Below are 18739 nucleotides of genomic sequence, written 5' to 3'. Positions count from 1 at the left end.
ACCCCGCCCTCTCCTCGTTCACTTCGTTCAGCCCTGTTCGGCCTCGTCCAGCCGAACCTCCGCCCCCGTCGCGGCGGATTCATAGATCGCGCTCAGAATACGGATCATGTCGACGCCGGTCTCCGGCGTGCTGATCGGATCGGCCTCGCCGATCAGGCAATCGATGAAGTGATGGATGTTGCGCCATTGCGTAAGCGTGTCATCCTTCGGGAACTGCGGCACAATATCGCATATCGCGCCTTCGATCTCCGTGACCAGCTTCAGGTCGCGGTTGCGGAGCATCGCGCCCGCCCGCGTGCCGCGCAGCTCGACGAGCTTGGACACGTCCTCCTCGATGTTGGACGCCCAACTGAATTCAATCTGCATGGTCGCGCCGTTGTCGAACCGAATGAAGCCCGCAGCCAGATCCTCGACGTCGAACACGCCCCCTGCGGTCGCCCCTCTGCGCGGAGCCGCGCTTGTCAGCTTCGAGTCTGCGAACTTCGTATACGCAGCTCCGCTGACGGCGACTGGCTTCGGACTGCCCATCAGCCAGATGGCGACATCGATCATATGCACGCCCAGATCGATCAGAGGTCCGCCGCCGGACATCGCCTTCGTCGTGAACCATCCTCCTCTGCCCGGAATGCCGCGTCTACGCAGCCACACCGCGCGCGCGGAATAAATATCGCCCATCGCTCCGCTCTCGATGTAACGCTTCAGGAATTGCGCCTGCGGAGAGAAGCGATTGTTCCGCATGACCATCAGCAGCTTGCCCGAACGCGCCGCCGCATCCGCCATCCGTTCGGCTCCGGCCGCATCTACCGCATCCGGCTTCTCGCAGAACACGTGAATGCCCCGCTCGAGCGCGGCAACCGCAATCTCGGAATGGAGGACGTTAGGCGCGCATATATCGATGGCATCCAGCTTCTCCCGCTCCAGCATCTCCATGTAATCGGTATAGACCCGATCCGTGCCGAACCGCTTCGCCTGCGTCTCCGCCGCCGGCCGATACACATCGGATACCGCGGTTACCTCCACATGCGGACTCGACAGCCAGGCCGGCGCGTGCGCGTTCTCGAAGATTTTCCCTGTTCCCACAATGCCTATTCGAAGCTTGGACATGATCTGTTCCCCTTCTCTCTTATTCCCTTCGCTCTTATTCCACTTCTCTCTTATTCCCCTTCTACGGACAGCGGCTCCAGAGCCGGCACGGACTTGCCGAACTGCAGCGCCGGCCTCCGAACAGGCGCGGCCCAATTAATCGCGTTGGAGATTACTCGTCTCACGTTGCTGTCGTAGTACGTCGGGTACAATTGATGGCCCGGCTGGAAGTAGAAAATCTTGCCCATCCCGCGGGTGAACGTGCAGCCGCTGCGGAATACGTTGCCGCCCTCGAACCAGCCGGTGAGCACGACCTCGTCCGGAGACGGAATGTCGAAGAATTCGCCGTACATCTCTTCATGAGGCAGTTCGAAGTACGGACCGATTCCAGCGACGATGGGATGCGCCGGAGCCGTAACCCACAGCCTCTCCTTCTCCGCCACGTCGCGATAGAGCAAGGAGCAGCTCGTTCCCATCAGCCTCTTGAACGGCTTCGAATAATGCGAAGAGTGCAGCGCAATCAGCCCCATGCCTTGCCTGACGCGGGCGGCTACACGGTCCGCAAGCTCCTCCGACAGGTCGCGATGGCCGATATGTCCCCACCATACGAGGACATCCGTCGCGTCCAATACGTCTTCCGGCAAGCCTTGCTCCGGCTCGTCCATCGTCGCGGTCCGAATGACGAAGTCGCCCGAGATCCCTTCCGCGATCGCGCCATGGATTCCTTGCGGATAAATCGCCCTGACCCGTTCTTCCCTCGTCTCATGCCTATTCTCGTTCCATATCGTCACGCGTATCGCTTCACTCATAGACTCCCATCCTTCTCTGTAAATTCCTGTCCCTCTCCGCCGAATCGCTTATCCCTTAACCGCACCGAGCGTCATTCCCTTGACGAAGTACTTCTGCAGGAACGAGAAGATGAACATGACGGGCAGCGAAGTGAGCACCATCATGGCATACATGATCGACTCGGTCGGCACATCCGACGGATCGACGAGATTGCCGCTCGGGTCGAACCCGACGTTGCGAATCATCTCGACGTAGCTTTGAATATTCTTCAGCACCAATTGAATCGGGAACAGCGAAGACTTATCGATGAACAGCATCGCATTAAACGTCTCGTTCCAATAACTCAGCGTCATCATCAAGGCAAGCGTCGCCAGCGCGGGCCTAGATAGCGGCAGCGCGATGCTCCAGTACGTTCGCCAGTCGGACGCGCCGTCGATCTTCGCCGATTCCGTAAGCGCCTGAGGCACCTCTTGGAAGAACACCCGCAGCAGGAAAATCTGGAACGGAGCGGCGAAGGCGGGCACGATCAGCGCGATCAGCATGTTCTTCCACCCCAAATACTGCACGATCAGGATGTACGTCGGCACCAAGCCGCCGCTGAAGATCATCGTGACGAAGATATAGACCGAGATTGCCTTGCCGAAGCGAAAGTCCCGCCGTGCAAGCGAATAAGACACCATGGAGGTCACGAGCAGGTTCAACGTCGTACCGAAGACGACGATCAGCAGCGAATTGCGGTATCCGTCGATCAGCGTCTTCATGTCGTCCAGAATGAAGGCGTATGCATCCAGAGAGAAGGATGGCGGAATGAGCGCATACCCGTATCGCTGAATGGCCGCCCCTTCGGTGAGCGATACCGATAAGGTCAGGACCATCGGCAGCAGGCATATGCAGCAGAAGAGGAGCAAGCAGCCGTGCGCGAGAAGTCGAATCGGCAGCGTACGTGTGTTCAATTCCATCCCTCCAACTTAGAACAACCCATACTCTTTGTCGTACATCTTCGCCAATCTGTTCGTGCCCAGAATCAAGACCAGACCGACGAACGATTGGAAAACGCTGACGGCGGCGCTCATCGTAAAGTTGCCGTTGACGGTAAGCGCGCGGAATACATAAGTATCGAGCACGTCCGTCACGGGGTACAGGGCGCTGACATTGCGCGGCACGAAGTAGAACAAGCCGAAGTCCGCTCGCAGAATATGCCCGACGGCCAGAATCGTCAGCATGACCATGATCGGCATCAGGAACGGCAGCGAGATGAATCGCATCGCCTGAAGCTTCGTCGCTCCGTCGATCTCCGCCGCCTCGAACAGATCCTTATCGATGCCCATCAGCGCCGAGTAATAGATCAGGCTGCTGAAGCCGGTGCCCTTCCAGATGCTCACGAGCGGCAGAATGACAATCCAGTACCAAGGCTCCGAGTAGAAAGCCGCTTCGCGCCCCGTCATGTCCTCGATCAGCCGGGACACGATCCCGTTGTTCGGGTTCAGCAACGTAGTCAACATCAGGCCGGTCAACACCCACGAGAAGAAGTACGGGAAGAACATGATCGATTGATACGCCTTGAGCGCCTTGCGGTTGGATATCTCATACAGCAGCAAGGCCATGGAGACGGCCACGACGAGCTCTGCCGCGATGATGAGGGCGTTCAGCCCGATCGTATTGCGCAGAATTCGCCAGGCGTCGGACGATTTGAAGAAAAATTCAAAATTTTCTAAACCGTTCCACGGGCTTCCCAGAATGCCCAATCTCGGCACGTAGTCCTTGAAGGCAATGACAATCCCGATGAGCGGCAGATAGGAGAAGATCAGAATCTTCACGACAGCCGGCAATGTCATCAGAAGAAGATGACGGTCTTCCTTGGCATATTTGCCCCATTTCCTTACTCTCTCTGCAGCCACAATCTGCACTCCCGTCGGCGGATTCACACGCGTCGCGAGCCCGGAAGAACCGACGATCGCTTCGGTCCTCCCGCTCGCCTTCACCCGAACGTCAGCCCTTCTGGGCGATGAACTCATCGAGCTGCCGCTGCTTCTCCGCAATGATCTTGTCCACGCCGGCCGACTTCAGCTTCTGATTATATTCCTGCAGCTTCGCTTCCGTATCGTCCCCGTACATCCCCGCGTTGAAGGCTTGACGGTATTCGGCGACAATCGCCATCGTGTTGGCGATCTCGCTCTTGACCTGTTCGGGATTGAAGCTGAAGCCGAACAGCTTCGACATCTTGGCGGACTTGTTGAGCTCATCCGTCTGTTCCCATACGTCGTCGGTCTGCGTGCCGGTCACGTAGGAATTGAACTGGTTGCCGAACTTCCAGCCGGCCTGCGACTTGAAGCTCGAGCCTTCGACCGCTTCGATGCGATTGTCGCCGGTCTTGACGTAATCGACGCCCTCCAGCCCCCAGACGAGCATGTTGTAAATCTCCTTGTCCGTATTGAGCAGCTCGATGAACATGAGCGCACGCTCCGGGTGCTTGGATGTCGCGGATACCGCGGTCAGCGTGGCGATCGCATTAGCCGACGTCAGCATCGGGCTGCCCATCGGGATGACGTAATGCTCCGCCTTGTACGTCTGCGCGATCGTCGCGTCTACTCCGGGACTTAAAGTCGCCATCGCCGTTCCCACGTACTTGGCCGGGTCGAACGTTGGGCGCGTCAGCGTATCCTTCGCGATGAACCCTCTCTTCTGGAAGTCCGCATTCGTCAGCACGAAGTCCTTGAACTCCTCCGTCTCGTACTCGTTGAACACCTTCGGGTTGTCCTCCATCGAACGGACGACACCGGGGAGATCGATCTCGCCGATCGATTCCCATTCGTAAGCCGGGTAGAAGTAGCTGAACACTTGATTCTTGACCTGCGCATTCCACAACTGATCGGTCGTCTCGGCCGGCTCACCGTCCTTGACGCTCTGCAGGAACGGCGCAATGTCGGATAACTTCTTCACGGTCGTCGGATCGAACCCGTACTTATCCGCGAGTGCCTTCTGCACGGAGAAGCCGCTCTGCCGGGCGAAGATCTGCTGGTTGATGCTGGCATAGATCTTGCCGTTCACACGGGCCGCGTCCCAGATCTCCGGCTTGAAGAGCGCATACGTCTCCGGCGCGTATACCGGCAGCAGATCGGTAATGTCGACGAACGCTCCCTTCGACGCGTTATCGTAATAATTCAAGTAATACGGAGACGTGAACACCAGATCGAACTCCTCGAGAGCATTGACCATGATCGACATCTTCTGGGTGTAGTCGCCGCTCGCTACCTTGATGAATTCCACGTTGGCGTTGATCTTCTCCTTGATCCGCTTGTTCAACTCCGCGAACACCGCGTCGTCGCCGGGGCTGGTCGGGCCCGTATAATAGTACTTCAGCTTGACGAACTCCGAGGTGTCCGCCTTCGGTGCCTCCGATGCCGCCGTTCCCTCGCCCGCTCCGGAGCCGGCGGCGCCCGCGCTCTCCGTTGCGGCCGATTGTCCTTGCGAATTGCCGTTCCCGTTCCCGTTCGATGAGGAACAACCGCTTGCCAGCATGGCGGCCGACAAGACGACCGCCGTCGTCAGGGCAAGCAACCTCTTCCGTTTGACATGCATGGAACCTATCCCCTCGCTTTGGCTTGATATGAGCTTGCACCCTTACTATAGTCGCGAGCCGCTTGGGGAAAATAGTGCATTTTCGTCCGAATGCGGCTCCAATATCGTCCTTGCGAGACTTCGATATCGGCTGTCTTCCGAATTTGAACTCGACTCTGCTAGTCGCTCTGCGGCAGCAGGCGGTATTCGTTCGGCGTTACGCCCTGATACTTCTTGAATAAGGTGTAGAAGTAGCTGATGTTGATGAACCCGCTCCTCAGCGCAACCTCTTGAACCGACAGCTCCGTATCGGCGAGCAGCCCCTTCGCCCTGCTCATCCGGCTGAGATTGATGCTCTCTGCGAGCGATTCTCCGCTTGTTCTCTTGTACAAGGCTCGCAGATACTTGGCCGACAGTCCCATTCGCTCCGCGATCAGATCCGGGCTGAGATTCGGATTGGTCAGCTCCGCTTCGATCAGCTCCTCCACTTGCCGAAGCATATCGTTATAGCGATCATGGCTGCGAAGCTGCTCCTGCTTCGAGGCCAGACGTTCCATAATGTCCGCGATCGGCTCGTCAAGCCGGGCTGCGATCTCTTCCAGCGTCTCGTTATGAGGAGCTCCCTTGGCCACATCGATGAATCTAAGATAGATACTCCCGTCGTCCGCGATATCGTTGCGCTTCATGAAGTCTCTCAGCGCAATCGCCAGTTGAAGCAGCAAGGTGAACAAATACGTCATCGCATGCCCGTCCACCGTTCGCAACAGAGCAAGGCTCGACGAATGCGCCCCCTCCCTGTCGCCTCTTCGGATCTCGTCAATGAGCGCTGCGATGCCTCGGTCCGGAATGCTGTATTCCCGCTTCTTGATCTCGCGGATGCGGGAAGCGTACAGAATGGCTCCCGGGCCCGCGAACAGCTTGTAGCCGAGCGTCTCGAGGTGCTCGGCGAAGCTCTCCGGCACTTCCGCAACCCCATCCAGCGGATCGCCGATGGACACGGAGAGCGAGATCGCCAGATATTGCGCCACGTTGGCGCCAATCTGGCGGACCAGCTCTTCCACTCGTACGGTGAAGGCTTCATTCTCCTCCGAATCGATCAGGAACAACGCTCCGAACACCCCGTCTTCGAGTACGAACGCAATCGGCTTCCATGCGGACTTGACCGTCTCTTCAATAATATTGATGACGCCGTAATCGAGCAGCATTCGATCGTCTTGCCCGTATTTGTCGCAGAATTCCTCATAGCGGTCTATCTTGAACGCAACCGTGAACAGCCGGCGGTTCGTGTCGAAGTCGATCGAGAACCGCTCGAAGCCTTTGGTCAACGAATATTCCGTCATCCGGCTTGTCGCGAACGTCCGCAGGAACCGCTGCTTCTGCTCATAGCCCGATCTTTTCTCCCGTTCATAACGTCCCAGAAGCGCATTCGTTCTCTTGTTCATCAAGCGAAGCAGAATCCTCGAACTGAACATGACGGCCAGGACGGCGAGGATGCCGACCAGCACCGAGATGATCCAGGTCAGCATCAGCATGCGCGACAGCTTGCCCGAGATGACCTCATAAGGCGTCAACCGGATGAACGTCCACCCCATCTCGGACGAGACATAGCTGACGACCTGCTTCCTCCCATCCAGCATCTCGATCGCGTAGCCGGAGGAGCCTTCGCCATCCGGAATCGCGCCGTCGATATAACGCTTAGCCTGCTCCAGATAAAGGAATCGGTCGTTGCCGAGTGCAATCCGGCCCTGATCGTCGATAATCATCGTCTCGCCGCTCATCTCCGGGTTCATCGCCTCGATCGTCTGCTTCATCCATTCCTGGGACACGTTCAACATGATGGCGCTGTCGATGTGCCGCGAATAGCTGTCGAACAGCACGAAGGTATACACATCCGGCGTCTGGAACGGTTCCAAGCTGCCGTACAGCTCTTTATCGCGAGCGGATAGTTGAACCTTCCGGGCAATCGGCTTCATGCTGCTTAGCCCCTCGCCGCTCTCAAGACGTTCGATGATGTCGCGATCCGGGAATTGCGAGAATGTAAACGCTTTCCCATCTGTGTACACTTTATCCGCCTTCTGATTGTAAATATAGATGGAGCTGACGAAGTTCAGGTTAAAGCCCCCGCTCGGCACCCCCACCTGGCTGAGCAGGCTCGCCGTCTCCAGCTCCCCCAGGCGATCGGCGTTCATCAGCTTGAAGACGCTCGGATTCGTGTAGAGCTGTTGCAGCGTCAGCTTGGCCGCTTCGAACATGAAGCTCATGCTGTAACTGACCTGCGACAACTCCTCGACCGAATACGACTGGACGAGTTCCATGGAATGACGCTTGTAGTTCGCGTACATCGTTGATGACAGGATCAGATTCGTCACGACCACAATGATCGCGAAGGTCATAAACATGCTGGCGTTGCTGCCAGTGACGCTTCTCTCTGCATGCCGGTTCGGAGCGCTCATTGTATTCCCCCTGTTCTAGTCTGCCTGCCCGCGACGCTTCTCACTTGCTCTCCCTACCATACCACGAGCCGAAGCGGGCACGATAGATTAGCCTACGGGGAGATCGATGTTCCTTGAAGTTCGTTCCTGTGTCTATCCGCCTTCTTCGCAGCGAAGATCATACTGTCGGAATCGATCTCCTCGACGCCGTCCAGTCGCCCGATCTCCTCCATTGCCTCCAGGAAGTCGTTCATCCGGAAGCTCTTCAACTTGACGCGAAGAATCGAATTCGGAGGATACGGAGCTACCGTCATATTCGATACTTGAACATTGTGCTGCTCGAACGCAGCCGCGATCCGCCCCCACAATCCGGGGCTGTCCGTCACCTGCAATTCGATCGATTGGTAACGTCGATGCCGCAGCAATGCCTTCTCCCACTTGTTCAGCACATAGAGGCTGATCAGGACCATCAATGTGCACACCAATGCGCCTTCATAGAATCCGGCCCCTGCGCACAGTCCGATCGCCGCCACCGTCCAGACCGAAGCGGCAGTCGTCAAGCCCTTGACCATGTTGCCGTTGCGCATGATCGCTCCCGCGCCGAGAAACCCGATGCCGCTAATGACCTGGGCGGCCAGCCGCGCCGGATCGATGCGAACATTGACCTCGCTGACGAAGGAACTGAAGCCGTAGCTGGACAACAGCATAATCGTCGTCGAGCCCAGACAGACAAGAATATGGGTGCGGAACCCCGCCGCATGATTGTTCCATTCCCTCTCCATGCCGATCACGCCGCCAAGCACAGCCGACAAGGCCATCCGCAGCACCAGATCGAGCCACGATATCTCCCACACGCTTCCCGTTTCAATCAACATGCTTCCTCTTCCTTTCGCCTGCCCCATGGTTCGATTACGACCGTTCTTCCCCAATATAATGGCCGATTCGAGCCGAATAAACTGCAAATTCGCCCGCTCCCCTATTCAAAATCGGCCTCTGAATCCGATATTGCGAACGGCAAACAAGGACGATCAATTGATCGTCCCGTCCTCCATGCTTGCAATGATTCGCTGAAGATTCGTATAGCTGGTCTGCAACGCGTCGAAGGGGTCCCCTTCGCACCGATCTTGCTCCACGACGTACCACTCGACACCGCTTCTCTCGCCCCATTCCGCAATCGGAGCAAAGTCGATTCGGCCTGTCCCTACCGGGGCGAAGGTTGCCTTCTCATCCGACGTCATATCCTTCAGGTGGATGAGCGGCACCCGATCGGCATAGCGCTCCAGGAATGGAAGAAGCGGCATCCCCCCTCTGAAGATCCAATAGACGTCCGGCTCGGCCAACACGGCATGTCCTGCCGACGGCTCGAGCAGATAGCTCAGCCCATCCATGCCGTCTACCTCTTGCTCGAACTCATAGGCATGATTGTGATAGCTGATGCGAACTCCTCTCTTCGATGCATGTTGGGCGGCTTGAGCCAGTTCCTTCCGCACTTCGCGATAGCCGTCCTCCGTTCTCATCTCAATCGGGATCGACGAGCATACGAGATCGCGGGTGCCAAGTGCGATCGCATCCTCGATATGCTGCTCCAGGCCGGCCAGCAATGGGGCGTAGCCATAGTGCAAGCCTGCCGCTCGCAGTTCCAGATCCCTTAACTTATCGGCCAATCGAGCTGCGCTCCAGCCGTGCAGCCCGGCGAACTGAACGCCCGACCAGCCCATTCCCTTCAGACGCTCCAGCGCGTTCGCCATATCGGAGGCACATGCTTCCCTTACCGTAAACAATTGAACGGCTAACTTCGATCTCATCGAATCGACCTCCTTGTTTACCGAGTATATCAACAAGTCAAGGAGAGGTCGCTGGCGCATCTCGCGATAAACTTTACTTATCTTACGATGCAACCCGGCGGAGAACGGACGGAATTGTCTTGTGCAGACATAGGGGCAAGGTTACAATCGATGACAACACGTCAGTTCGCAATCCTATGCCCCTGTGGCTCGGGCTTGGAGGTTGGAGGTGCATTCGATGCTTACCGTTGTCAGCGCCGGGTACAAACGGCACACGCAGCCCTTCCAATCCAATGGGGTTCGCAGCGCCTACTTGATTCGGCTGCAGGTGGAAGGCCGGTGCCAAGCGGACGTGAACGATGTCCTCTACGAGCTTGGGCCGGGAGATCTGCTCCTCTGCCTCCCCGGCGACCGCTATCGGCTCCGCGTGCTCCATCGTGCGGACGAGGCCGCTCCTGTGTGCGATTACTATTTGAATATGGAAGCCGACGCATGGCTGACGAATTGGTGGGGGCCTCTGCGGCACTGCCGGAAGAGCAGCATCGCCATCGACGAGCAGCTCCTCGCGATCTGGAAGGCCATCATCTCGGAGAAGAGACGCGTGGGAGACAGCAGTCCGGCCATTCTGGACGGTCTGTCGCGCTGCCTGCTGCTCGGCGTGCAGCGTCAGCTTCGCGAGATGCCGGATGGCAATCGGTATGAGCGCAACGTCGCTTATCGAATCCAACGGTTCATCGAGCAGCACGCCGCGACAAGCTTCCGACTGCGGGATGCCGCGCAGGCCGTCAGCCTGGGCGTATCTCGAGCCTCGGACATCTTCCGCCAGGAGGTCGGGCAATCCATTATGGACTACGCCATCGACGTTCGGCTCTCTATGGCCAAGGATCAGATGACGGAGTCCGGACTCACCCTCGGCCAGGTCGCCGAAGCTTGCGGATTCGCCAACTATACGCACTTCAATCGACAGTTCCGCGCTCGCTTCGGCCTCACGCCGAGCGAATATCGCCGTTCGCTTCGCCAATAAACATAGAGCAGCTTAGGCATATCGCCCAGGCTGCTCTACATCGTCACTCATCGCATTGTTAGTCCGTTATTCTTATTCCATCTCCGGCGACAGCAGCTTCATGCTTCCCGACCGGGAGTACAGCCCGAAGTAGCCCGAATCCTCGATTCGCTCCGCTCCGGTGTCCAGGAAGTAGATGACATTCTCGTCGTCGATGTTCAGAATCAGCCGAACGCCGCCGGCTTCGTTCACCGCCCCGACCTGGACCCGGTGGCGCTCGCCGAACGGAATGTACTGGTTCGGAATCCCTTGGCCGCCGATGCTCGTATAACCGTCGAGGTTGCCGTAGATGACGGTCCGCACCCCGCCGTTGAACCGATGCAGCTCAATAACGTCCTCCTTGAAGCAGAACAGATACAGATCGTTCGTCGCCGAAGTGAACGCCTCTTCCGGCTGCTGCACCCGGATGGCCAGCGATGGCCATCCGCCGGAAGAATTGATCTGCAGATCCGTCGTCAGCAGCTCGTCCCCGTACGTGTCGCCCTCGTAGGTCGCGAAGCCACCGGGCGTCGAGATCGTCAGGTTGTCCGAGCCGGGCAGCAGGCTGCCGACTCCCGTCGAATAGACGTACCAATGATCCGGATCGTTGATCGCGTCGTCAAGCGGATAAGCGTCGTATTCCAGACCGGCCGGGTCGCCGAAGCTCAGCACGCTCACCCCGATCGTGCGAGTGTGCGGGACGCCGTTCACCGCAAGCGCGAACTCGAGGTCGGCGCTCCCTGCGCTTAAGGCGGATAGTACGCCTTGGGCATCGATGGTCGCTACGGCAGGATCGCTGCTCGTGTAGACGGCCGACGACACCGTCATCGTCTGCCCATACAGCGACTTCGCCTCGATCGTCAACGGACGCTGCACGCCGAGCATGGCCGTGTACTCTTCTCCGAGCAGATGCTTCGCTTTGTTCTCGACATAGTAGACGTCGATATGGTCGAACGCGTCATCCACATAGACGGGAACGTTCTTCGTCCAGCGCATGTCGCCGACCTGGACGCTCACCCGGATGTCCGTATGACCCGGACCTGCCGCATACACGCTGCCCGTCACGCTCACCTGCGCGACGTTCTCGTCCGCGCTGACATAGGTGATGTCCGCACCGGACAGGTCGACGGGCACATCCTTGCCCGTTGTCGCCGTCACCTCAAGCTGCTCATCGTCGCCGCTTGCCAGATCCAGCTTCTTCGGCAGCACGATGCGCTCGGGCATATCGTCCGCAAGATGCCGATACGCCGGCTCCAGCCCCGCGCTCGCGATAATCGCCTGCGCGGCAGACGGCCACTGGGCGTCGGGATACACCTGTGTGCCGGTCTGACTGACATTGACGCCGACCATCTGCGCACGCGCCGTCGTCGTGTAGTTTGTATCGAACGTAATATCGTGGCTGGTCAGCGGTCCGTTCACGAACGCCCAGGACACCGGGAAGATCTCGTCCCAGACCGGCGTCTCGGACTGATCGATGACATTGTGCTCGACCTGCCAATACGTCGATCCCTCGTCATTGTAAATCACGCCGTAGCGGTTCATCTGGTTGCGCACGTAGTTGTCCGAGATCACATTCTTGTGGTCGGCCGTCCCCCCCGTGCCGCCGAGCGTATAGATCGCCCCGCCGTCGTAGATCTGCTCGCCCAGCAGGTCGTGAATGAAGTTCGCCTGGATCTTGTTGTTGCGAAGCGCGGAAGTCGTCACGTATCCGAACCCGTAGCCGATCGTGATGCCATCGTAGGGCACGTTAAAAATCTCGTTGTGGCGAATATCCGAGTCCGCGACGAAGCCGAGGCCGATAGCTGCAGCCGATCGATAATCGACGCCGATGTCGTGGATGTAGTTGTTCTCGATATCGATGTTCTTCAGCACCTTGCGCGGATCGGAAGGGGCGTAAATGTCCGGATCGCTCTTGGTCACCTCGCCGACATCGATCGCGCTTCCCGAGATATCGTAGAAGCGATTGCCGCGAATCAGACTATGCTGCACAGCGCCGGTCATCGTGATAGCCGTAATGCCGAGCTTCGTGAAGGTGTTGTTCTCGAAGACGATATGCGACGCCTTCTCCGCCATAATCGCGCCGGGCGGCAGCTTGTCGGTGCCGTAGCGCAGCAGGTTGTTCTGGGCGTCGGCATGTCCGAGGTCGGAGCTCGGGCGATTCCAGGTCGTATAGGCGAACGTCAGCCCCTCGAAGCGAATGCCGTCCGCCGGCGTGTCCAGCGTCGTGCCGGCGATGTTCACCAGTTGCTCGGCGACCGGCGCGACCACATCGGCCGTGCTCATATTCTCGCCGGTGCGCGGCTTGTAGTAGATCATGTCGGTCGTGCGATCCAGATACCACTCTCCTGGCTGGTCGAGCAGCTCGTAGGCATTTTCCAAATACCAGGGATTAACCACGGATGATCTGACCGTCACATAATTCCACCCGGGCTGCTGCATGGCAATGACCGCTTGACCGTCCTGGACCGTAACGGACTGTACGCGATCCCGCGGATTCGTCCACTCCGCCTTGTAGACGAACTCGAGATCGCCGATGTTGTTCCAGGACGCCAGACCGACGTCGTCCGACACGTAGCCCGTCGCCGTCTTCTGCGGATTCGTCAGCCCGCCTTCGCTTCGTGCCCGGACCGCCCGGACGCCGTTCACGAACAACTGCCGCGTCTCTAGGTCGCCGCCGGCGGACGCCCGATAGATGCCATTGCCGGCATCGTACAGCGTCCATCCGCCGATCGTCCGGCCGCCTTCGATGACCGGCTGCTCGTCCTCGTACGCCCGGTAAATGATCCAGTACCCGTTGCTGCCGGAATCGCGCTCGTCGAGCTGCAGCGCGGTCGTCAACGGATAATCTCCGCCCCGCAGATAAACGACGATATCGCCCGTCATGTCGGCGTTGATCGTACGCACGGCGTCCCGCGCCTTCTCCAGCGTCCGGAAGGGCAACGCCTCTGTGCCGGAATTGCTGTCGCTGCCATCCGGCGATACATAGTAGGCGGCCTGAACCGTTCGGGCCACAACCTCCGCTTCAATGGAGGCTGTAAGGCCGCCGTCCTCCGTCTCGGCGGTGATCTCGGCGGTGCCTATGCCCGTTGCCGTCACCCGTCCCTCCTCATCTACGGAGGCAACGGACGGATTGCTGCTGCTCCAGGCGACGCTGCGGTTGCTGGCGTCGGCCGGCAGCACCGCGGCCGTCAGCGCGCGATCGGAGCCGAGCGGCAGCGTCAAGGCCGCCGGGCTGATCGAGACGCCTGTCGGGTGCTTCTCCACCACCTCTATCGCGACGCTGTCGACCAGACCGCCGTCCACCGTCGTCCCCGTCAGCGTGGCCGTCCCCTCGGTTACGCCTGTCGCGTTGCCCAGATCGTCGACCGCCACAACCCCCGGGTTGCTGCTCGCCCACTGGACGGCGGTGAAGGTCGCGTCGGCCGGCGTGAAGTTCGGCTTCAGCGCAATCGTGTCGTTCAACGCCAGCACGGTTGGAATCGAGAGCAGATCGAACCCGGTCACCGCGCGGTAGCTGAAGAACTCCAGATCATCGAAGTACGCGGTGCCGACGGCCGCCCCGTACATGCCGAACTGAACGTTGCGGATCTCGTCCGCCGGCTGAATCATGGCGAGACCGAGCCGCTTCGGCACCCCGTCGATATACAGATCGTACGTATCCGTCGATGCATCGAGGATCAGGTCGAACCGATACCAGCGGTTCGCCTCGTAGGGCTCAATCGCCTCCCAGGAGCCGCCGTTCATAATCGATATTTTGCCGTTGCTGTGGAAGTCCGCGTAGAGAACGGACGCTCCCGAGCTGTTGCGGACAACGGCGGTATAGACGACCGCATCCGTCTGCTTGGCCATGGCCCGCAAGGATACTTTCACCTTCTCGTGGCCGGCGCTTATCGTCCGCGAGACAAGGTAGCTGCTGGCCGTCTCTGCGGACTTGTCGATCTTGAAGCTTCTGCCCGGCGAGTAAGGATTGTCCGCCACCGCCGCCGTCACGCCCGCAACGGTCGGTATGCTGAGCGTGCTCGGCTTCGTTCCCGGGCTATAGGATTCGAAGCGCTCGGCGAACAGATCGCCGCTCGCCAGCACCGTCACCTGGATATGGCCGCTGTAATCGCCGTCGTCGCTGGTCGCGGCAATTATGCTCGTCCCCGGCTGCAGTGCCGTCAGCGTGGCCGTACCGGAGTAGACGCTGTAGACCACCGAGACGACCGAAGGATTGCTCGACGTCCAGGCAATCGCTTGATCGGTTGCATAGAACGGCTCCAGCGTTGCGGAGACATCCCGGCTCTCGCCGGCATCCAGCGTCAGATCGCCGCCCTCCAGCGTCAGACCGGTCACCGGAACGTCGGGCCCGGCCGGAACAGTGACCGCGCAGTCGGCGGACGCGCCTCCCGGCGATGTCGCCGTCACGGTGGCGGTGCCATACCCCCAGGCGGTTATCGTGCCGCCGGCGTCCACCCGAACGACGCTTGGATCGCTCGATGTCCATGTAACCGCTTGCAATCCATCGATTGCGGGCAACACCGATGCGGCCAGCGACTCGCTCTGCCCGATCGGCAACGTCGCCGTCGATTCGTTCAAGCTGACGCTCTGCGTATACAGGTCGAAGTCGTCGAAGTAGGCGACGCCCGGTGTCGTGCGGTACACCTGGAAGTCGACCTGCTTCAGATCGTGCGCGTCCGCACTCTTGAACGCGACCGGTCCGACCTTGCTAACGCCGTCGATGAGCAGAATGTACTGCTGCGCAGCGGTATCGACCGCCACGGCGACGTCATACCAGACGCCGGCCGAATACGGCTGCACAACGACTGTGCTGCTCGCCTGCTGATAACGGATATTGCCGTCCGATGTCAGCGTGACGACCGCCAGCTCCTTGTTGTCCGAAGATCGCAGCTGCAGCGCGATGACGGTCGCGTCCGTCTGGGCCGCCATCACCTTCGTGCGAACGACATACTGGCCGGTCAGCGCACTCCCGGTTGCATACCTCGCATACAGATTCGTGCCTGTGTCCGTGGCTGTGCGATCAATCTCGAGACTCTTGTTCGCAGCGTCCGGAACCTCCGCCACCGCAACCGTTCCGTTCGTCTCCTTGTAGCTCCACCCCGTCCCGCCGGGCTTCCCGCCGGTGATGATCGCGTCGAAGCCCTCATGGGCCAGATCCCCGATGCCGGGCTCGTCCGCACGAACCACGGCGCCGCCGATCGGCGTCAGGATGATGCCCAGCAGCAAGCTGGCGGCCGCCAGGACCGCCGGCAGCCGACGTATTTTTCCATTCAGCATGCCATCTCTACCTTTCCGTAATAGGATGTCGTGCCGTACGGTTCTCTTGTCTCTCCGGTTCGACTTGTCATGACCGCTCCTATCCTCCGCCAACATTCCTCTACGTCAACGTCACCTCCCTCCCGCAGCGCAGCATGTCGAATTTCTCTCCGAAGACGTTGTCGCCCCGCCGTTACCGGATGGACAAGCGCTTTGCCGTCAGTACAAGCGCCGACCGAACGGGTTGGATGGGCTGGGCCGCACGGTTGTCTGCTTCCGCTCGGCCTTGGCCAGAATTCCGTTATCCAGCATGGCCCGATCTTCGTTACCTTCGCACCACCCGATCAACGCCTGCTTCATCGCTTCCTTTACCTTGCGAATATGCGGTTCGGCGCTGTCCGCCAAATTGACCGTCTCCGCTTCGTCCTTCTGCTGATCGTACAATTCCTCGATAGCTCCGTACTCGTGGTAAATATACTTCCAGCGCCGATCCGCAATCATATATTGCTGCTTCGGATGGTCTTCGCACTGTCCGATATAATATTCCCGCACCGGCTGGTCCTCGAAGATGGCGGGCGACAAATCCCGACCGTCCACTTGCCGCTCCAGCGGACTTCCCGCCAGCGACAGCAAAGTCGGAAGCAGGTCCTGCAGACCAACAAGTTGATCGGATAAAGTCCCCGGCTCGATGACCCCCGGATAACGGATCATGAGCGGAATGCGAACCGAGCCGTTGTAAAAATTGCTTTTGAAATACAAGCCGAAATCGCCCAGCATCTCCCCGTGATCGGATGTATAGACAACGATCGTATTGCCGCTTAGATCATGCTGATCGAGGAAATCAAGCAGTCGGCCGACCTGAGCGTCTTGATGGGAGATGAGCCCGTAATAATAAGCTTTGATGACTTGCTTCGCTTGCGGGGACAGCAGGTGCCACATATGGATGTAATGCTTGTTCTCCAAATGGTCGAGACTTCGTTCCGCAAGCGTCGCCGCATCGCCGATCGGAGGCGGCAGCTGCCTGGGATCGTACATGCTGTCGTAAGGGCGGGGCGGATCGAATGCAGAGTGCGGCTTTGGAAAAGACGCCCATACAAAAAAAGGTCGTCCGCTCTCCGCCGCCAAATGGCTGCGCATGCGGGCCATTGCTTCATCGGCAACCCACGTATCGACATAGTGCTCCTGTGGAATCGGACTTGGAGCCGGGTAGACGTCATTGTTGCCGAGACCATGTCCTCGCGTATAGCCGCCCCAGCCGACCGTATGCAAATAATCGTGGTAATCCTCGAGTCCCCGCAGCTCGCCCAGGGGGTCGAACTGACTCAATATTCTGCCGGATTCGGCGAATTCTGCCGTGTTAAAGCCATGCGTTGTCCGATCTTCCCCGGGACCTGCGTAAGGAAGATAATGAAGCTTGCCTACTGAATAGGTGTCATAGCCGCGGCTCGCGAACTCCTCGCCCAGCTTGGGAAAATCGCCTCGAATTACTCCTCCGTTCGACTTCTGTCCCGTGCATCTATGCGGATAACAGCCGGTCGTCAGACTCGCTCGGGCCGGAACGCATATCGGATCGGGCGTGAACGAATGGGTGAAGCGAACGCCGCCCGCGGCCAGACGATCGATATTCGGCGTTCGGACATGCCGGTTGCCGTTGCAACCGAGCGCATCATGCCGCATCTGATCGCACATGATGAACAAAATATTAGGCTTGGTCAAGTTCGTCATAGCCGCACTTCCGCTCCGATCTCGGCCGACTCGTAGATAGCGCTTAGAATCTTGATCATATCCACGCCGCTCTCCGGGTCGTTGATCGGCTCCGCCAGACCAAGCATGCAGTCGATAAAATGATGAATGTTCTGCCAATGCGGCCGACTCTCGTCCTTGCCGAACTGAGGCACGATGTCGCAGAGCACCTGCTCGATCTCCGTCATCAGCTTCAGCTCGCCGTTCTTCAGGCTGCAGCCCGCCTTCGTGCCGCGCAGCTCCATGAACTTGAGCGCTTCCGCGTTCGCGGCCCAACTGAATTCGAGCTGCAGCGTCGCACCGCCCTCGAAGCGGATGAAGCCCGTCGCCAGATCCTCGACGTCGAAGATGCCTCCTTCGTTCATCGTGCCGAGGCGCTTCGTCTTGCTGCCAAGCGGCAACGGGGCGTCGGCGAACTTCGTATAGGCCGCGCCGCTGACCGCCACCGGGCGGGGATTGCCCATGAGCCATATGGCCAGATCGATCATGTGCACGCCCAGATCGATCAGCGGGCCGCCGCCGGACATCGCCTTCGTCGTGAACCAGCCTCCCCGGCCGGGAATGCCCCGGCGGCGCACCCAGCCGGTGCGGCCGGTGTAGACCTCGCCCATCGCCCCGCTATCGACGTACCGCTTGAGGAATTGCATCTCCGGCGTGAAGCGGTTGTTGCGCATGACCATCAGCACCTTGCCTGCGTTTCTCGCCGCATCGGCCATCCGCTGCGCTTCGACCGGGTTCACCGCATCGGGCTTCTCGCTGAAGACGTGGACGCCCCGCTCCAGCGCGGCAATCGCCACCTCGGAGTGGAATACGTTGGGCGCGCAGATGTCGATGGCGTCCAGCTTCTCGCGATCCAGCATCTCGATATAATCGGTATAGACGGCGTTCACGCCGAGCCGCTGCGCCTGCGCCTCCGCCGTCGGCCGATGGGCGTCGCACAGCGCGACAAGCTCGGTATGCGGATTCGACTGCCAGGCCGGCGCATGCGAATTGCCGAAGATGCTCCCGGCGCCGACGACTCCTACTCTCAATTTGCTCATTGCTTATTGCCC

12 protein-coding genes are annotated in these 18739 nt (G+C 59.3%); 1 reads left to right on the top strand and 11 read right to left on the bottom strand.

Annotated elements, in window-relative coordinates; translation table 11 throughout:
• Nucleotides 1-27: 27 nt before the first annotated feature.
• From E6C55_RS13020 to E6C55_RS12985, 8 genes are all read right to left on the bottom strand, one after another.
• Nucleotides 28-1104 (bottom strand): Gfo/Idh/MocA family protein, encoded by a 1077-nt coding sequence (locus E6C55_RS13020; protein WP_136370235.1) that lies wholly within the window; start codon nucleotides 1102-1104, stop codon nucleotides 28-30.
• Between the two features lie 50 nt (nucleotides 1105-1154).
• Nucleotides 1155-1892 carry a ThuA domain-containing protein gene (locus E6C55_RS13015; RefSeq protein WP_136370234.1) on the bottom strand — a complete coding sequence of 246 codons (738 nt, stop codon included), beginning with the start codon at nucleotides 1890-1892 and terminating at the stop codon, nucleotides 1155-1157.
• 48 nt (nucleotides 1893-1940) lie between these two features.
• A complete protein-coding gene (locus E6C55_RS13010) occupies nucleotides 1941-2825 on the bottom strand; it encodes a carbohydrate ABC transporter permease (RefSeq protein ID WP_168735617.1) in 885 nt (294 codons plus the stop codon).
• A 15-nt stretch (nucleotides 2826-2840) separates the two neighbouring features.
• A complete protein-coding gene (locus E6C55_RS13005; RefSeq protein ID WP_230986668.1) occupies nucleotides 2841-3887 on the bottom strand; it encodes an ABC transporter permease in 1047 nt (348 codons plus the stop codon).
• The gene (locus E6C55_RS13000) at nucleotides 3862-5451 is read right to left on the bottom strand and encodes an ABC transporter substrate-binding protein (RefSeq protein WP_136370232.1); all 1590 of its coding nucleotides are present in this window, start codon (nucleotides 5449-5451) and stop codon (nucleotides 3862-3864) included. The genes E6C55_RS13005 and E6C55_RS13000 overlap by 26 nt, the downstream gene beginning before the upstream one ends.
• 158 nt (nucleotides 5452-5609) lie before the next feature.
• Complete coding sequence (locus E6C55_RS12995) at nucleotides 5610-7883, bottom strand: AraC family transcriptional regulator (RefSeq protein ID WP_136370231.1); 2274 nt, start codon at nucleotides 7881-7883, stop codon at nucleotides 5610-5612.
• Nucleotides 7884-7975: 92 nt separating this feature from the next.
• Entirely contained in the window at nucleotides 7976-8737 is a 762-nt protein-coding gene (locus tag E6C55_RS12990) for an MgtC/SapB family protein (protein ID WP_136370230.1), read from the bottom strand.
• A gap of 153 nt (nucleotides 8738-8890) precedes the next feature.
• Nucleotides 8891-9667: a sugar phosphate isomerase/epimerase family protein gene (locus E6C55_RS12985; RefSeq protein WP_136370229.1), complete on the bottom strand. Its 777-nt coding sequence runs from the start codon at nucleotides 9665-9667 to the stop codon at nucleotides 8891-8893.
• Nucleotides 9668-9884: 217 nt separating this feature from the next.
• Between E6C55_RS12985 and E6C55_RS12980 the strand changes: the two genes are divergently transcribed.
• Nucleotides 9885-10670, top strand: a complete 786-nt coding sequence (locus tag E6C55_RS12980; protein WP_136370228.1) for a helix-turn-helix domain-containing protein — start codon at nucleotides 9885-9887, stop codon at nucleotides 10668-10670.
• A 72-nt stretch (nucleotides 10671-10742) separates the two neighbouring features.
• Here the strand turns inward: E6C55_RS12980 and E6C55_RS12975 are convergent, their stop codons facing one another.
• From E6C55_RS12975 to E6C55_RS12965, 3 genes are all read right to left on the bottom strand, one after another.
• A complete protein-coding gene (locus E6C55_RS12975) occupies nucleotides 10743-15965 on the bottom strand; it encodes an Ig-like domain-containing protein (RefSeq protein ID WP_168735616.1) in 5223 nt (1740 codons plus the stop codon).
• 198 nt (nucleotides 15966-16163) lie between these two features.
• Nucleotides 16164-17669 carry a sulfatase family protein gene (locus E6C55_RS12970; protein WP_136370226.1) on the bottom strand — a complete coding sequence of 502 codons (1506 nt, stop codon included), beginning with the start codon at nucleotides 17667-17669 and terminating at the stop codon, nucleotides 16164-16166.
• On the bottom strand, nucleotides 17666-18727 hold the full coding sequence (locus tag E6C55_RS12965) for a Gfo/Idh/MocA family protein (protein ID WP_136370225.1): 1062 nt from the start codon (nucleotides 18725-18727) through the stop codon (nucleotides 17666-17668). The genes E6C55_RS12970 and E6C55_RS12965 overlap by 4 nt, the downstream gene beginning before the upstream one ends.
• Between the last annotated feature and the right edge of the window lie 12 nt (nucleotides 18728-18739).

The organism is Cohnella fermenti, assembly GCF_004801405.1.
Classification (GTDB): Bacteria; Bacillota; Bacilli; order Paenibacillales; family Paenibacillaceae; genus Cohnella; species Cohnella fermenti.
This window is presented reverse-complemented; position numbering and strand designations above follow the sequence as displayed.

What these genes read in the sequence shown, in the direction of transcription:
- E6C55_RS12980 (WP_136370228.1), top strand. Translation starts at nt 9,885, where the DNA reads ATGCTTACCGTTGTCAGCGCCGGGTACAAACGGCACACGCAGCCCTTC.
- E6C55_RS13005 (WP_230986668.1), bottom strand. Translation starts at nt 3,887, where the DNA reads ATGAGTTCATCGCCCAGAAGGGCTGACGTTCGGGTGAAGGCGAGCGGG.
- E6C55_RS12995 (WP_136370231.1), bottom strand. Translation starts at nt 7,883, where the DNA reads ATGAGCGCTCCGAACCGGCATGCAGAGAGAAGCGTCACTGGCAGCAAC.
- E6C55_RS12990 (WP_136370230.1), bottom strand. Translation starts at nt 8,737, where the DNA reads ATGTTGATTGAAACGGGAAGCGTGTGGGAGATATCGTGGCTCGATCTG.
- E6C55_RS12975 (WP_168735616.1), bottom strand. Translation starts at nt 15,965, where the DNA reads ATGCTGAATGGAAAAATACGTCGGCTGCCGGCGGTCCTGGCGGCCGCC.
- E6C55_RS12965 (WP_136370225.1), bottom strand. Translation starts at nt 18,727, where the DNA reads ATGAGCAAATTGAGAGTAGGAGTCGTCGGCGCCGGGAGCATCTTCGGC.
- E6C55_RS13020 (WP_136370235.1), bottom strand. Translation starts at nt 1,104, where the DNA reads ATGTCCAAGCTTCGAATAGGCATTGTGGGAACAGGGAAAATCTTCGAG.
- E6C55_RS12985 (WP_136370229.1), bottom strand. Translation starts at nt 9,667, where the DNA reads ATGAGATCGAAGTTAGCCGTTCAATTGTTTACGGTAAGGGAAGCATGT.
- E6C55_RS12970 (WP_136370226.1), bottom strand. Translation starts at nt 17,669, where the DNA reads ATGACGAACTTGACCAAGCCTAATATTTTGTTCATCATGTGCGATCAG.
- E6C55_RS13015 (WP_136370234.1), bottom strand. Translation starts at nt 1,892, where the DNA reads ATGAGTGAAGCGATACGCGTGACGATATGGAACGAGAATAGGCATGAG.
- E6C55_RS13000 (WP_136370232.1), bottom strand. Translation starts at nt 5,451, where the DNA reads ATGCATGTCAAACGGAAGAGGTTGCTTGCCCTGACGACGGCGGTCGTC.